Raw genomic sequence first — 16,518 nt, forward strand, 5'->3', positions numbered from 1 at the left:
ATGTATATTACTATAACAACAAAAGGATAAGGACAAAATTGGCCGGAAAGACACCGGTAGAATACCGGAATCTTTCCGACCAACTGATTGCCTAAAATAAACTCCAATTAATGGGGTTCACTTCATTGGAGTATCATGCTTTATTTTTTCTAAAAAAAAGTGATTTCCATTTATAATTGTCTTATAATAATTTTAATTTACAAAAATTAATAAATGAAATTATTCATTAGAAAGCGGGCCAGCGTATGTGGGGAATCAAAAAATTTTCAGAACTAACAACTAAGGAACTTTTTGAAATTTTGTATCTTCGTACCAAGATTTTCGTAGTTGATCAAAAAAGAATCTATCAAGAAGTCGACGACCAAGATTTGCATTCCATTCATATTTTTGACATGGTCGACGGAAAAATTGCTGCTTACGCTCGAGTTTTCAGCCAAGATAATAAAGTTAGCTTTGGACGCGTAGTGACTGAACCAAGCTTTCGTGGACAAGGATTAGGCAATGAACTGATGAAACATGTTTTAAAAGTAATTCACGATGAATTTCCTAATAGAGAAATTGAAATAGAGGCTCAAGCCCAAGTTCAAGGTTTCTATGAGAACTTCTCTTTTGAAGCCCAGGGAGATACTTTTATATTTCAACACACTCCCCATATCAAAATGACGCATGCAGCAATATCTGCATAAAAAGCCACCAATTCAGATTTGAATTGGTGGCTTTTTTTAAAGGACGTTAAATAGTCCTAAGATTTTTATTATCACGATAGCTAAAATAATACTCAACAATGCATGAATCATAAACAAAATTGAAAAAGCAACGAAATATACAGAGCCACTGATAACAGCAGTTCTAATATTAAAGACATATAAAAATGAGCCCAATAATATCAGAAAAACTACCCAAGGCAAAATCCCTTTATTCACCGTTATAAAGTCGTTACGGCTTAGGTCATAGCCTGTACTAGCAATCATAATCGTTAAAATAATATAAACGATAAGCATTCCAAAAGAAGCATTAGAAAAGCTCGATTTTAAATTATCCAAGACCGAATCAAAGATCATCGAAACTGACAATTGAGTATTGATACTCAAGCTTTGAGCGAGTGACGTCATACTAAATTGGGCCTGCAATAGAAATTTTTGCAAAAAGTACAAGACTAATGAGCACATATAATACGGTGCCAGACCAATAAAGAAATTACCCAACATTTGATAGACGTTACGGTCATTATAACGATGGTCGACAGACCCCAACGACCCGGAACGTTTATAATTGAGATTCAATAATTGGACGTGCGTGACCTGATGACCAAATAAATAAGCAAAAATTGCATGGCCCAGTTCGTGAATCACGACCCCAAGTCCTCCGACGACTAGCTGACTGTTATTGCCCAAATTATTAACTAAAACGACTTTTGAATAATGTCCCAACCAAGAAACTAGCAAAGATGTTACATAAGGGACAACTGTAAAAATCACAATAAAGGTTATTACAAAACCAAAGTAACTATTCCACAAAACGATTTCTCCTTGCATAATTTTTCTAATTATAACATTGGAAATCACTTATTTTGATTTGTTAAACGACGATTTGTTTCATTCTTAAGCAATTTATAAATTGTGGCAGCTACTGGTACTCCTAGTAGCATACCAACGATGCCACCAAGTCCGCCACCAACGGTAATGGAAGCTAAGACCCAGATTCCCGGCAATCCTAATGAAGTTCCAACAACTTTTGGATAAATCAAATTACTTTCAATTTGTTGCAGTACCAAAATGAAAACAACGAATAAAACCGCTTCTAAGGGCGAATTGACAGCAATGAGTAAGAATCCTACTGCACCACCCATCCAAGCTCCTAAAATAGGAATTAAAGCGGTTATAGCGACGAATGCTCCCACAGATAATGCATAAGGAAATCTAAACAAAAGCATTCCTAAAGTACATAAAGTACCTAAGATAATGGCTTCAGTAACTTGACCAACGATAAAGCTAGTAAACATTTTATTAGTTGTACTGAGAACATAATGGGTCTTTTTTAAGTGTGATTCTTTCATAAAAGCTCGACTTACACGATCGATTTGTGAAGCCAATTTTTCTTTGTTACTCAAAATATAAATGGCAAAAGTTATGGCTAAAATAAAATTGACAATTCCCTTACTAATGCCCGTAACAATCTTAAAAGTTGAACCAAAAACGCCACTAAAACCTGACGATAAGTATTTCATTACCTTCGATTGAACTGAGGTCCAATCGATATTGGTTGATTTGATTTGATCGACTAAGACTGAATCATGATTGATTTTTTGAATCGCATTCGACAAATCAGTAAAGAATGTTGGAATCGACTTGAAAAAGCTAGTCAAAGCACTAATAAATTGTGGCAAGACAAGACTGAATACCCCTGTCATTACTAAAATAACGATAATCAGAGATAACAGAATTGCTATACCACGTCGCGACTTTTGCAACCACTTCATCTTTGTTTTTGAGAACAAATGCTTTTCAATCTTGGCACATAAAATATTCAGAGCATATGCCAAAACAGCTCCTAAAATTAACGGCATAATCACGCCGAGCAGATTTAAGAAGATTTGATAAATCTGGCTTGGATAAATTAAAAGAAATAATAATAAAACAGCAATGATTCCATATTTTATAATATTTCGACGATTTATTTCCATATTGTCTCCCTCTTCTATTATCTACCCAATATAACATAAAAAAGGACGCCACCAAATGTGTGACGTCCTCGTAGAATCATATTTTTTAAGCCTTGTTGCCAACAACCCAACGTTTGATCAATTCGACTTCTTTTTCGTTTTGATTAAACTCTGAGAATACCAATGCCTTATTCATATAATTCTTAACTTTTTTATTATATCCGTTAACTCGACTCTCATTCATTGCTAATTGTGCATAAATTCTTGCAATATAATATGTCACATGATTTTGTGCACAAACTTTTACCCCATAATTTAACAAGGTATTAGCTGTTTCTAAGTCTGTTCGTTCGGAATAGTAAATTGCACAGTAGAAAATAATATTAATATAACGCCATATCTTCGTTACATCGTCAATCGACATTGTATAAATATTATTGAAGACCTTGCTGAAATAGTATTCACTCTTTTGATCATCGCCTTGCTTAGCATAAACCATGCCCATGCCAACATATGACAAGAAGGTGAATATTGTTTCTTCTTGCGTATCTAATTCGGAGATGATTCTATTAAAATCAAAGACCGCATCAAATAAATCTCCATCATCCAAAACGTTTAAATAACCCTTTAAATAGTAATACTGCATCAAACCTTCTTTGTCATGAATCAAATCATCGACATCAATTGACTGTATGATCTTCCAAGCATCTTTATACTCTTGAATAATCAAGTTAAATTCTGCCTTGTTCATTTGTTTCACGACTTTTTGACACTTATTATCTTTAACGCCGATAATACTATCCAAAGATAATCCTAGTCGGTTACATAATTGAATCAGGATTTTTAGTGAGGGTATTTTACCGTTATTCTCAAATTTACTCAAAGTTGCTTGAGTACAGATACCGTTACTCAATTCCTTTTGAGAGAGACCTAACTCTTTTCTTTTATCAATAAACGTCTGTATATCCACGCCATCGCCCCTATATATAATTATTTTATATCAATAATTATTTTAATTATATACCCACATCTCAGCCTTGTCATTTCTGTTTAGACTTGTTAGACGAATCGTATCTCATTTAAATATCTTACCATATGATATATAGAATAGTATTCATAAATAATTATTCCTATAGTGAATAATCAAGTCTTTTTATGACAAAAAAAATTGGAATTTCTTCCAATTTTTAAGAAGCTTATTTATTTTTTAAATCATTGTAGGAATTAATCTTAGTCATATAAGTTGGAACTGCTAGACCAACCTTTGCGCCTTCAAGATTTGCTCCAAGATCTTCAACTTGATTCTTGTAATCAGCGTAGAATTTAGCCGAAGTCTTAGGTAACCAAGCACTCACGGTAGCATCAGCAGCTTTAGTAGCAACTGAAGCCCAAACAGGTTGCATTTCCATTGACTGAATCGTAACATTATAGCCTTTGTCTCGCAAGACTTGAGCAATAACGTTAGTTGAAGCAATTTCAGAATCCCAAGCAACATAAGTTAACTTGATTGATTTTTTACCAGTGGCTTTATTTACACCCTTAGTCCACCTATCAACAGTCTTCTTATTTTTCTTGATCCACTGCTTAGCAGCAGTCTTTGGAGATTTACCAGCATTTACTTCCAACATAACATCAGACATTTGTGATGGTGTCCAGTGGAATTGATCCAAAATCTTATAGGCTCCTGGAGAATCTTTCTTCAAGCCCTTACGAACAATCGTACTGATATGTTCAGCTTTTCCATAAACATTCTTAGGATCTTTTAAAAATTTCAACTTATATTTTTTAAACATCCAGTGTGGTTGCCAACCGGTAATCACAATGGCTTGTTTATTTTTATAAGCTTTATCTAAAGTACTAGTCATCGCAGAAGTTGAACTTGGTTGTAGTTGCCATTTATTGCTTACACCCAAATGATACTTCTTGATAGCTGTTTGAGTAGTACTCATTTCACCAGCACCAGCATCGATACCAGTGATTGTGTAATTCACTTGAGGCCCCAATTTTTCCTTACTGTTATATGGAGCTGTTTCAGAACTGCATGCGGAAATAATTGGGATAATTAGTATTGCTAATAAGAAAAGTTTGATAAACTTTTGTTTTTTCAAAAAATCCCTCCTAGTTCTTTCTGCGGTTTCTTGTCAATGATTGTGTCAATCTATCAAGAATAATAGCCAAGATAACGATTGACAAACCGGCAGCAAATCCGTTACCAGCATCGTTTCTACCAACGGCGAAGTAAACTTCAGTACCAAGTCCCATGGCACCGATCATAGAAGCAATAACAACCATAGATAGTGAAAGCATCATACTTTGGTTGACACCAGCCATTAAACTTGTCTTGGCAATTGGCAATTCAACCTTAAATAATTTTTGCCATTCAGTGGATCCAAAGGAATCCGCAGCTTCAATCAATTCATTTGGTACTTCACGAATACCCATATTAGTCATACGAACTGTTGGTGGCATAGCAAAGATAACTGAAGCTACGATACCAGGAACCATACCAATACCGAACAAGGCAACAGCAGGAATCAAATAAACGAAGGCTGGCATTGTCTGCATAAAGTCAAGGATAGGTTTCAAGATAATCTCGGCAATATGGCTCTTAGCCATCAAAATACCTAATGGAATACCAATAACAATGGCAATCAAACTAGCTGTTAAAACCAAGGTTAAAGTTTGAGTCATGTCACGCCAGTAATTTAAGTTCCAAATCAATAGTAGACCTAGAAACTCAAATACTATTAAGCCCCAATTTTGTTTGTCTCGATTGACAAACAAAGTTAATGCCAAAATTATAACAATAAATAACCAGATTGGAATTAAATCGAAGACCCATTGAAAGGCATTGTTGATTCCTCCAATAAAGTTAGTAATTGCATTGAAAAAGCCTGTAAACTTAACTAACCAATCGACGAAACCATCGATCCAATCAGCTAACGGAAGCTTGGGAATGCTGGCCAATAATAAAAGACTATTCAAAATCGCTCACCTCATTTCCTGCTAAGGCACCAAGAACAGCACCACGGACAATAATACCTTTCAATTGCTTCTTGTCATTAACGACAGCAAATGGAATACCTGTTTGTGAAATATCATCCATTAAGTCAGAGATTGGTGTATCTTCAGAAGTTGTTGGAACCTTATCTTGAATAATAGGTTTCATATCCCCTTTCTTTTCACGAACTAGCTTGATAACATCGTTGGCATCAACGACACCAATCAATTTACGTTCGTTGTTAATGATATAAGCTGTTGAAACTTCATTAGCTCTCATCATCTTCAAAGTCAAAAGTGGACCAGCTTTTTCGATATTGATTGTCATTGGACGAATCATAACGTTACCAGCTGTCAAGACCTTACTTCTATCAACGTTTTCAATGAATTCTTCAACATATTCGTTGGCTGGATGAGTCAAAATATCTTCAGGAGTACCAGTTTGAACAACACGGGCATCCTTCATAATCATGATTCGATCACCAAGCTTCAAAGCTTCATTCAAATCGTGACTGATAAAAATAATTGTCTTATGTAATCTGTCCTGAATATCCAAGAGTTGATCTTGCATATCAGTTCTGTTCAATGGATCTAGAGCTGAGAAAGCCTCATCCATCAATAGTATTTCGGGATCGTTCGCTAAAGCACGAGCCAATCCGACACGTTGTTGCATACCACCAGATAATTGATCAGGATACTCATCGTTATATCCAGTAATACCAACAGTTTCAAGTGCTTCATTGGCTTTTTTATCACGAGTTTCTTTATCTACTCCCTGAATTTCCAAACCATATGATGCATTATCCAAAACGGTTCTATTTGGTAACAAACCGAAGTTTTGGAAAACCATACTCATTTTCTTACGACGAACATCACGAAGTTTCTTTTTATCCATCTTCATGACACTTTCGCCATCAATCAATACTTCACCCTCAGTGGGCTCAATAAGACGATTGACCATTCTTACTAATGTTGATTTACCACTACCAGAAAGACCCATGATAACGAATATCTCACCATCATTAATCTTAAAGTTTGCTCGATCAACACCAATAGTGGCGCCTGTTTCCTTGAGAATTTCTGCTTTACTTTTGCCTTGACGGCTTAACTCTTTAGCTTTGTTAATGTGCTTACCAAAGATTTTTGTTAAGTTCTTGACTTCTACTTTTGCAGTACCCTTATTAGTACTCATTAAATCCCCCATTCTTGGAATTGAAATAAACATACTTTCCTATGTTCATTATTTAGGAATAAAAAAGCTGTTATTTAACTTCATAAATAACAACGACCCTTATTACCCTAACAAATATAATTTGTATAGGCAAATAATTGGATTAATTTTAAGCAGTATAGTTGGAAAACAATTCCATTTTTATTTTTAAAAAGCAGCTTAAGAATCCCTTAGCATCAAGGTTTTTAGTTGATGGTCAAAAACAAATATTTTTATTTTCAAAAAAATATTCTCACCGTTTATCTTTGTAACCGTTTTCTTGGTTATGAATACATAAAGAAAATTTAGTAATATTTATTCCTGTACTATATTTTTTATAATAGCAGGTTATAAACCATTTTTAAAATTATAACCTTTATTAATTTAAATTTTATTTAAAAGTTGAGCCGCCAAAAAAAATAGAGTAATTTCACTAATATAGGAAGTTACTCAAAAAAGCAGTAAATATTTAATCTCTTTTCATATTTTTCTTGACGAATTTTTCAGTTCCATCAATTCTAGCTTGACCATAGTATTCACATTTAAAATTAACAACATCTAAAGTTTCTTGTAATTGATCCATTTGACTTAAAACTGACTTACGCAACTCATGAAACATTTCCAAGCGTTTATCCAAAGTCGAATCGCCCTCAAGCACCCAAGCTGTAAATTGCTTAATATCCTTAATTGACATCCCGGCATTTTTCAAACACTCAACCATATTCAATGAGTCAAGATTAGCTTTTGTAAAACGACGAACACCAGAACTGTTCTTTTTTAAATTAGGAATGAGTCCCTCTTTATCGTAATAACGGATTGTTGGCACTGATAAGTGGAACTTTTCGGCTGCTTCGCTAATTGAATAAGTTACCATCATTTCTTCCATAAATTTTCCTCCGAATTCTCTTAAACCTAAAGTTAAATTCAGGTGATGAGATGATTTTATAACTTATTTAATTGAAATACAAAAATATATAATTTGCGAATATCAAAAAAGACTATCAAATTCCAAATTGGAAAAATTTGATAGTCTTTTAATTTTTGTAAATTTAAAACGAGCTAATGCCTTATTTTCTACTTATTTGCCCAAGTTTTTGTTAAGAAGTAACTATTCATCTTATATTCAGTGTTTTCTGGATTGGCTTTTTTGGTCTTATAATAGCCCTTCAAATGATGATCGAGCATTAACCAACCTCTCCAGCCCATGTGAATAGTATCTTCAGCAATGTAGTTAGGATTCTTAACATTAGATAAATCTACGATATTGTTGAATCCTTGCGATTTCAATTGATATTTGATTTTCTTATCAAAATTAGTAATTGAGCTCATAGGCATGCCTGTATATTTAACCCAGTGTGGATTAATCGGTTGAATAACAAACATTACTTCAACTTTATTTTGAGCGAACATATAGAGTAGCGCCTGAAAATCATTATATTCTGGTGAATGAGTATATGTTACATGACGGTGAGCATTTTTATAAATAATGATTCTCTTCTTTAACTTACGTCTATAAAATGAATCACCTATTTGTAAATCGTTATCGTGCGAGTGTTTCTTAGCTAATTTAACAGCCAGTTTGTTCAAATGTTTGTAGTCGTAAGTATCAGGCAATTGAGCTGACGCTTTATTGATTTGTCCTTGGTGGTCATTCATGGACAATGATCCAAATAAATCATCTTGGCTCTGCAAACTTGAACGGGCAATGTCTCTAATATAGAAACGTTGAAAATCTGTTATCTGCTTACCTTCAGAAATACGTTCTAAGGCATCATCTTCGATTGGGCCTTTACTAACACCTAAATCGATAATTCTGCTGGCTACGTACTTGTTCATCTTTTTATCGCCGTGATTGGAGTTCAAGATAAAACCTGTCAACTGCAACGGCGATAATAAATATTTGAAAGCATCAGACGGTACACCGGATTTGGTAAACCATTGTGGAGAAATAATGAAAACAGCTTTATTTCCCTTTAGATTAGTCATCCCACCAACATTCATTGCCTGTGTCAATGAAGCAGTTCCCGGATTACCTTGCAAAAATGGCTTATTCTTCCAATGATATTTTTGCGCCATGGAAGATGGATGGAACGGATCCATTCTAGAAAGTTCCGACGAACCAATGATAGGAATGTAGTTTTCCTTCTCAGCGGCATTCTTAACGCTCTCGCCTTTTAAGACCCGAGTATCAAGGGAAGTTGCAGCTTGATCAACCTTTTTTGGTGTAACGGTTTTAAAGTTGATGGGCGTCCAGAGAAGGATCAATAAAGCAGCAATAGCAACTATAACAGGTCCAAAAATCATCCATAACTTTTTTTTCATAATCTATTCCAATTCTTGTACACGTTGGGCAATTTTATTAATTGTTGACCATTGTGAACGGTCGAATTCAGAAACTGGTACTTGAATACCAAAATCATCTTGTAATGTAACTAAAACTTCAACAGTTGCCATTGAGTCTAAAACGCCATCTTTGAATAAATCTTGATCCATGTCTTGACCAGCGTCGTCCAAACCTGTTACATCTTGTAAAATACCTACAATTTTGTTTTTAATTTCGTCCATAATAAATTCTCCTAACTAAACCATAATTTGTCTAAAATTCCTGAAAAAATCATAAAACTGAAACATACAATGTTAAATGTTAAAAATATTGCAAATGCTTGTGTAAATTTGTTGCTAGGAATACTCTTCCGGTGTTTCTTTTTAAATCTCAACCAAGCATCGTTCGTAATCATAGCCCCAGCGTGGAACAAGCCGTAAACGATGTAGAACCAAGTCTCACCGTGCCAAAAGCCCATGATTAAAAACAACATCAAGTATCCAAAGTTAGCAATATTAACTCGGCTCTTAATCCACTTGTGTTTAATCATCGTGAACATCAAACGCATATAGATAAAATCACGGAACCAAAATGATAAGGTAATATGCCATCTATTCCAAAAATCTTTGATGTTCTTAGATTTAAAGGGAGCTCTAAAGTTCATAGGCGTTTTAATCCCCATAAAATTACTGATGGAAACCGCAAAGAGTGAATACCCAGCAAAGTCAAAGAACAAATACATACTATAGACGTACATGTAGGCTACTAAGGCCCAAGAAATCCCTAAAGGAGTTTGATTGCGATAAGACAATGTCAAAATCTCAATCTTTGGTAAAAGCAAAGTCCCAAAGAAATATCCAATAATGAATTTGTAAAGCAAGCCTTGCATTAACTTGTTAACGCCACTGTGCAATAATTCAACATATTCTTCTCGACTAGGAACCTTCAAAATATCTTTTTGAAAACGTCTGAACCGATCGATTGGTCCAGAAGTAATGGTTGGGAAGAACAAGAGAAATCTGACAAATTCAAACGGAGTTATCTCTTTAATTGCCCCATCACGCGTTTCCATAACGATTTCAACTGATTTGAAGGTCAAATAACTGATACCCATAAAAGCAAAGAGTGAAATCGTAGCATTATTGATTAATGGATCTAATTTGACAAAGACCAGTGGAACGATTGCTAAAACCACGAACAAGGTAAAAATCCAAAAATTGTTGTACTTTTTACGATACGAGCGATATGTGAAAACAATTGCCATTTCGTAAAGGATATAGAAGATAAGTGAGATTCCTTGCGACATATTGCCGCCAAAGAATGTAATTATCAAGATAACGACTGTTGCGAAGAAGTCATAGACTTTTAAACGTTTGCCAAACCAAAGACCTATCATGATTGGCAACAAGAGTAGCAGCAAATAGATAAAATAATGCGGGCTGCTATAAGGTGTGATGTTATTCATTAATTTCGCCTATCAAAGTCTTTCTATCGATTTTCCCATTCTTGCTAATTGGTAATTCTTCTACGAATCGCAACACATTAGGAATCATATATTCCATTGTCGTTTCCTTTAAAGCATTCTTGATATCAGAACTTATCTTTTGAGAATCATCGTTATTAAACTCATCTTCTAAGACGATACAAGCAATCATTTTGCTGACTTGTTTCTTGTTGTTATAAAGCGGAACTGTACATGACTGTTTTACTTGTTCGAGGTTGCCAAGCATTGAATCTACTTCTTCAAGCTCGATTCGATAACCGTGCATTTTGATTTGAAAATCAGTTCTACCATGATAGAACAACAATCCGTCAGCATCTTCACTGACCATGTCGCCTGTGTGATAGAAAACTTTGCCATCAATTTCTTCAAAGGCCTTATTAGTCTGCACAGGATTATTCAAATAGCCTTTAGAAACATCAGGACCGCTGACTAACAGTTCGCCAGTCATACGACCTAATTCATCTTCAGTTCCATTGATTCTTGAATCCATATTAGCTTTCAAGTAACCAATGGGCAGACGATCAAATTTTTCTAAAGCATCTTTATCAATTTGAATTGAAGTGATAGCAACCGTATTTTCAGTTGGTCCATAAGTGTTATAAAGCTTTGCGTTAGGAAATTTTTTGAGTAATTTCTTAGCAGTTGCATGAGTTAATTCTTCGCCACAGAAAATAAATTTGTTCAATTGGGGCATGTGTTCTTCATCAAAACCTCTAAACAATAAGCACATTTCAAAAAATGATGGCGTTGAAACCCAAGTGTTGAAGTCCGATTCAACGATTGCTGTTTGCAATTTACCAAAATCCTTAGTGGTATCTTTATCCACAACATCTAGTGTCACGCCATTGATTAATCCCGGATAGATATCAAAAACTGATAAATCAAATGAGAATGGGGCTTGCAACAACATTTTCATTCCTTTTGAGTAATCGAATTCCTTAGTTGCCCATTGCACAAAATCCAAGATATTATTAGTGCTGATCTGAACTCCCTTAGGAGTACCAGTTGTTCCAGAGGTGAAGATTATATAGAAATTATCGTCTGGTCCAATGCTCAAACTACTGTCATAAATATTGTTGTCTGAGTTTAAAACCCTCTTTAATTCTTCTTTACTTACTTGAGGTGTATCGACTCCAAAATCTGCCATATTGCTCCAATTTAAAATCAAGGCTGGTTTAGCAACGCTATTAATTTGAATCACACGCGATGGATCGGACCCATCATCAACTGGAATGTAAGGGTGTCCTGCCTTAATGGCTCCTAAGAACATGACTAACATTTCAAATTGTTGACCACCAAAAATAATTAATGGACTCTTTGCAGGTAAGAATTTTTCTTGTAAAAAGCTTGCAATTCGGTCAGATTTTTGCGATAACTCTTGATATGTATGAGTCTCCTGACCATTTTGGTAACAAACTTTTTCTGGGTCTTGTAATGTGGTAGCTGTAATTTTTTCAATGATTGTATTCATATTGTTCCCTTCTTCCTGTTTCCATTAGAAATCGTTATAAATAAACTTGGCGCTTCCAACACCGTTGTATCCATAGATATACAAAAGTACTAAGAAAATAGCGAAAAATATAATTGTTTTAATAATGAAAAGCACTGCTGGCTTCTTAAAAAAAGCAAGGAAACTATTTTTCATAATCTATACCTCACTGAAAGAGTTTTTACTAATGCGGGACTATATAACCATTCAAAATAAACGGTGTCAAACTAAAAAATAAGCCAAAATAACTAGATATTTTTATTTCTATATAACCTGTATAAACATTATAATAAAAAAACAATGTAGACTAATCTGCCTTTTAAGTAAAAAATATTTGTCTTTTTTGACCAAATCCAAGTAGCTGTTAGGTTTTAATGATTATATGTTTAAACAAATTAATTATAATTGACCGTTCTTTTCTTTACAAAATATACGCACCGTAATCGCAACTTATTTTTATCCTTTATTATTGGAAATTTTATCAAGAAATTTATCTTGCTCTTTAATTTCCGATTTTCATTATTGAGCTCGACAATCTAAAAGTAAATATCTATATCTCACAATTACTAAAGCGTTAGTATCATGTGACATTTTCGTAAGATAAAGCGTTTTCTAAAGCCGATATTGTTATCAAAATTTTTAGCTTCAATAACAAAAACAATTAATATCATTGCCTAATATTTACAAAAAAATCAGAGCACAAAAAAATAGATTTCCTTTCGGAAATCTATTTTTATATTATTTAATTACCAACTAGCCTTTTTAATACCAGGTATCTTACCCTCATGAGCTAGTTTTCTAAAATTCAAACGCGATAGACCAAATCTTCTCAAATATGCATGTGGACGCCCATCAAGTTCATCACGAGAATGCAGTCTAACTGGTGAAGCATCACGTGGTAATTGACTAAGCCCCGCATAATCATGATTAGCCTTTAATTTCCGGCGTAATTTTGCATACCGATCTACTGTCCTTTGTAATCTTTTTTCACGTTCAATTTTAGCTTTTCTTGCCATATATTCTATCTGACCTCTTTTTTGAAGCCAGTTACTAGTAATATTTTCTACTAATTACCAACGTAGCAGTAATTTAAGGACATGGCAAACGATTTCACTTAAAACCTTATTTTAGCGTCTTTTTTTACTAATAAAATCAAAAACCAAAAATATTCTTTTAAAAAAATTCAAAAAATTAGATTATTGACAGAAATAGTTTGTTTCAATTTAGATAAAAAACATTTATAAATTACGATACAAACTGTATGACCTTATTTGTTAAACTTTAAGCATGGAAAAGGCCTGAGCACAATAAAAAAACGTTAGGGGGACAGCTAATGAAATTACTTAATAAATTCATCCGTTTATTAGCATTAATCAGTCTTAGTCTGTCCATAACACCCTTAACTACAGTCAAAGCTTCTGATGACATTCAAGTAAAAGATACTACTAAAAGTAGCAGTAATTTGGCCGTTACTTACTCTGACACTGATGCTTCCGATACTCCAGTTGCTACTGCATCAGCAACTCCAACAACAACAACTGATGACGGTACTAGTCAAACCGCCACCTCAAACGTCAGCGTTACTGTTTTATCCGGAATTTTAACATTAGCTGCCGTGCCTGATTTTAACTTCGGCACCATGACAGTAGGTTCCACTTCTAAACTACAAAATAATACTGCCGATGCTACTGATTTCAACACGGACTCAACTAATGGAGATGTAACTGCTGGTCAAGATGGAAATGACAGCGGTCTTTTAGAAGTGATTGATTCACGTAATTTTACTTCTGAAATGCCTGGTTTTACTTTGACCGCATCAATCGGACAACTGACGAATGCAGATGCATCAAAGAAACTTGATGCCATCTTGAATCTTAGTTCCATTCCCTTGCTAAACGACAGCGATGAAAACATTTCTAACTCGTCAACATATTTAAAAACCAATGCTATTCAAATTAGTAATGATAGTTCCAGCAACAAAAATTCTACTTTAATTGACTTGCAACGTGACTCTTACAATGCAGGAGTTATTAAAGCTAAATTCAATACTCCATCTTCAGCAAGTCTGACTATTCCTAATCAAACTGGATCGACTTCTGAAGAATCTACTAATCATATGAATGCTGTTGTTACATGGACTTTGACGGCTAAGCCAAGCGTACAATCAAATCTACAAAAATAATGTTCTACCAAATTTTATTGAAAAATCATTTATTGAAAAATCAATAGATACTAATTCTTTTTAGAATTGGCATCTATTTTTTTCTTTTTACTTTTTAGATATTGTTTAAACATGTTATTATAATAGTAATAAAGTTTCGTTTTAAGAGAAGGCCTATTATGACAATTACTACGACTTGGAAACATAATTTTACTAACTATTCAAATTTAGACAATATCAATCAAACTGGAAAACAGACTCTCGAAATTTTCCAACCCCTAGCAGCTAAGAAAATCCGTCTGCAGTTGAACAATCTCTATGACGAGATACCGCTGAAAATATCTTCCTTAACTGTGGCAACGTCAGAAGAAAAAAAAGCAGTAACCTATAGTGGTAGAAAAAATTTTCTGATTGAGCCACGACTTATGGGATGGTCTGATTGGATAGATCTTAATTTAGACTCTAACCAGTTCATCAAAATAACTATTGCCTCTCCAAATAAAACGATTCATTCACTTGGATTAACTATTTCTAATGATCTTATTAAGACTAAACAAACAGACCCTTTAGAACCAAAATATTTTTTCGGCGTTTCCAGTATTCAAGTTCAAACAGAAAAAATTTATCCTAAACTAGCCTTTTTTGGTGATTCTTTGACTAATCAAGGCAACTTTTCAGCACCTTTAGCTTTAGAACTGGAATCTAATTTTAATATCATGACGGCTAATTTCGGTATCTCAGGAAATCGGCTCTTGCATCCTGGACACAGCACTTCAAAATGGTCGAACAGCTTTGGCGAAGCCGGTTTTACTAGGTTTGACCACATGCTCGATTATCAACCCAATATTATTATCTTTATGGAAGGAATTAACGATTTCTTGCATCCTGGCACTGGTACGCCTGTAAATGAATTGCCAACAGCCAATGCCTTAAGTTCTGCAATTATTGAATTAAAGAAAAGAGCTAAGCAACATAAGACAATTTTTATTCCCATGACTATCACTCCTGCAGAAGGTAATATCAATGGCGGAGTTTACGCTTGGAGTTTCGAAAAGGAGAAACTGCGTTTGGAGACAAATGAAACCTTATTAAAATTACCGAATGTAATTGACCTAGCAAATTTCGTTGGCAAGAATGGCCAGTTAATCTCAACCTTTGATTGCGGAGATCACGTTCATTTTTCCCAAGCAGGTGGAAAAATTGTTGCCGATTTCATAAAAGAACAATTAATTAGGAAGAAATTGATTTAAATCATTTTAGATATAATATATTATTAAATAGTACATATTTATAATTACATTGGAGCGTTCAAAATGGCTGAAACTAATAATAAGGATATTTATCAAGCACTTAAGCAACGTGTACTAAATGGAAAATACAATATTAAAATGCGTTTGCCTACTGAAGAGTCATTGATTGAAGAATTCAAAGTTAGTCGCTACGCCGTGCGAAAAGCTATTAAACAATTGTCTGATGAGGGCCTAGTTTATAGCGTTAAAGGTAAAGGCGTAGTTGTTTTAGAGCACACTCCACAATCTCAAGAGATTAATCTTAGTCTCAAAGAAATCGACGGCTTACAAACTTTGAACAAATCTCAAGATGTTCATCGAACAACTTTGATTGCTGACTTTAAACAAATCATTGTCGATAAGAAAATCAGTAATCAGACTTCTTTTGCAATTGGCATCCCTGTCTATGCAATTAAACGAGTTCGCCATATCAATAATAAGAATGCCGTTTTAGATATAAATTATTTTAACGCGCAACTCGTTCCCGGCATCACACCAGAAATTGCTAAACAGTCAATCTATGACTACATCCATCATGAATTAAAAATGAAGATTGCCGTAGTCAAACGTCAATTAAGAATCGAACATGCTCAACAGATTGACTACGAAAATCTCAATTTGGGCATCAATAATTGCGTTGGCAATATGGTCAGCTTTGCTTTTAACGATGATGGCAAACAATTTGAATATACGGAATCGCATTTTATTCCTGATAATTTCATTTTTAATCAGTTGCTTAAATTTTAATTTCACAAAAAATGGCTGTTCGTCAAATTAAGTTGATGGCAGTTTACATAAGCAGTTAGATCATAATTGGTCTAGCTGTTTTTTATTTGGCTGACGAGCTTGCTCGGAGCCAAAAAATTTGAAGATTGATACG

Annotated in this window: 18 protein-coding genes; 5 read left to right on the forward strand and 13 right to left on the reverse strand. The window is 34.2% G+C overall.

Annotated elements, in window-relative coordinates:
- Together FHL05_RS12880 and FHL05_RS11170 are read left to right on the forward strand one after the other, a co-directional pair.
- A partial coding sequence (locus tag FHL05_RS12880) for an IS3 family transposase (protein ID WP_153384874.1) occupies nt 1–95 on the forward strand: 95 nt, incomplete at its 5' end.
- 150 nt (nt 96–245) lie between these two features.
- Nucleotides 246–686, forward strand: coding sequence for a GNAT family N-acetyltransferase (locus FHL05_RS11170; RefSeq protein WP_153522732.1), 441 nt, complete (start codon nt 246–248; stop codon nt 684–686).
- Between the two features lie 36 nt (nt 687–722).
- On the opposite strand, the gene FHL05_RS11175 is transcribed toward FHL05_RS11170, so the two are convergent.
- From FHL05_RS11175 to rpsN, 13 genes are all read right to left on the reverse strand, one after another.
- Nucleotides 723–1,517: a hypothetical protein gene (locus tag FHL05_RS11175; protein WP_153522734.1), complete on the reverse strand. Its 795-nt coding sequence runs from the start codon at nt 1,515–1,517 to the stop codon at nt 723–725.
- A 44-nt stretch (nt 1,518–1,561) separates the two neighbouring features.
- Nucleotides 1,562–2,683: an AI-2E family transporter gene (locus FHL05_RS11180; protein WP_153384758.1), complete on the reverse strand. Its 1,122-nt coding sequence runs from the start codon at nt 2,681–2,683 to the stop codon at nt 1,562–1,564.
- Between the two features lie 85 nt (nt 2,684–2,768).
- Nucleotides 2,769–3,632, reverse strand: coding sequence for a helix-turn-helix domain-containing protein (locus tag FHL05_RS11185; protein ID WP_162000292.1), 864 nt, complete (start codon nt 3,630–3,632; stop codon nt 2,769–2,771).
- Between the two features lie 226 nt (nt 3,633–3,858).
- Nucleotides 3,859–4,770: a glycine betaine ABC transporter substrate-binding protein gene (locus FHL05_RS11190; protein ID WP_153522736.1), complete on the reverse strand. Its 912-nt coding sequence runs from the start codon at nt 4,768–4,770 to the stop codon at nt 3,859–3,861.
- 10 nt (nt 4,771–4,780) lie between these two features.
- A complete protein-coding gene (locus tag FHL05_RS11195) occupies nt 4,781–5,629 on the reverse strand; it encodes an ABC transporter permease (RefSeq protein ID WP_153384867.1) in 849 nt (282 codons plus the stop codon).
- Between the two features lie 10 nt (nt 5,630–5,639).
- Nucleotides 5,640–6,854, reverse strand: a complete 1,215-nt coding sequence (locus FHL05_RS11200; RefSeq protein WP_153384760.1) for a quaternary amine ABC transporter ATP-binding protein — start codon at nt 6,852–6,854, stop codon at nt 5,640–5,642.
- A 487-nt stretch (nt 6,855–7,341) separates the two neighbouring features.
- The gene (locus FHL05_RS11205; RefSeq protein WP_153522746.1) at nt 7,342–7,749 is read right to left on the reverse strand and encodes a MerR family transcriptional regulator; all 408 of its coding nucleotides are present in this window, start codon (nt 7,747–7,749) and stop codon (nt 7,342–7,344) included.
- 197 nt (nt 7,750–7,946) lie between these two features.
- The gene (dltD, locus tag FHL05_RS11210; RefSeq protein ID WP_153522738.1) at nt 7,947–9,194 is read right to left on the reverse strand and encodes a D-alanyl-lipoteichoic acid biosynthesis protein DltD; all 1,248 of its coding nucleotides are present in this window, start codon (nt 9,192–9,194) and stop codon (nt 7,947–7,949) included.
- Nucleotides 9,195–9,197: 3 nt separating this feature from the next.
- Nucleotides 9,198–9,437, reverse strand: a complete 240-nt coding sequence (dltC, locus tag FHL05_RS11215; RefSeq protein ID WP_153384762.1) for a D-alanine--poly(phosphoribitol) ligase subunit DltC — start codon at nt 9,435–9,437, stop codon at nt 9,198–9,200.
- Between the two features lie 11 nt (nt 9,438–9,448).
- On the reverse strand, nt 9,449–10,660 hold the full coding sequence (gene dltB / locus FHL05_RS11220; RefSeq protein ID WP_153522740.1) for a D-alanyl-lipoteichoic acid biosynthesis protein DltB: 1,212 nt from the start codon (nt 10,658–10,660) through the stop codon (nt 9,449–9,451).
- Nucleotides 10,653–12,170 carry a D-alanine--poly(phosphoribitol) ligase subunit DltA gene (gene dltA / locus FHL05_RS11225; protein WP_153384763.1) on the reverse strand — a complete coding sequence of 506 codons (1,518 nt, stop codon included), beginning with the start codon at nt 12,168–12,170 and terminating at the stop codon, nt 10,653–10,655. The genes dltB and dltA overlap by 8 nt, the downstream gene beginning before the upstream one ends.
- Nucleotides 12,171–12,194: 24 nt before the next feature.
- Complete coding sequence (locus tag FHL05_RS11230) at nt 12,195–12,344, reverse strand: teichoic acid D-Ala incorporation-associated protein DltX (RefSeq protein WP_153384764.1); 150 nt, start codon at nt 12,342–12,344, stop codon at nt 12,195–12,197.
- A gap of 590 nt (nt 12,345–12,934) precedes the next feature.
- Nucleotides 12,935–13,204, reverse strand: coding sequence for a 30S ribosomal protein S14 (gene rpsN, locus FHL05_RS11235; RefSeq protein ID WP_153384765.1), 270 nt, complete (start codon nt 13,202–13,204; stop codon nt 12,935–12,937).
- Between the two features lie 317 nt (nt 13,205–13,521).
- On the opposite strand from rpsN, the gene FHL05_RS11240 reads away from it, so the two are divergent.
- From FHL05_RS11240 to FHL05_RS11250, 3 genes are all read left to right on the forward strand, one after another.
- A complete protein-coding gene (locus FHL05_RS11240; protein ID WP_153522742.1) occupies nt 13,522–14,370 on the forward strand; it encodes a WxL domain-containing protein in 849 nt (282 codons plus the stop codon).
- A gap of 158 nt (nt 14,371–14,528) precedes the next feature.
- The gene (locus FHL05_RS11245; RefSeq protein WP_153522744.1) at nt 14,529–15,599 is read left to right on the forward strand and encodes an SGNH/GDSL hydrolase family protein; all 1,071 of its coding nucleotides are present in this window, start codon (nt 14,529–14,531) and stop codon (nt 15,597–15,599) included.
- 63 nt (nt 15,600–15,662) lie between these two features.
- The gene (locus FHL05_RS11250) at nt 15,663–16,385 is read left to right on the forward strand and encodes a GntR family transcriptional regulator (RefSeq protein WP_153384769.1); all 723 of its coding nucleotides are present in this window, start codon (nt 15,663–15,665) and stop codon (nt 16,383–16,385) included.
- Nucleotides 16,386–16,518: the final 133 nt, after the last annotated feature.

Source organism: Companilactobacillus halodurans (genome assembly GCF_009600995.1).
GTDB lineage: Bacteria > Bacillota > Bacilli > Lactobacillales > Lactobacillaceae > Companilactobacillus > Companilactobacillus halodurans.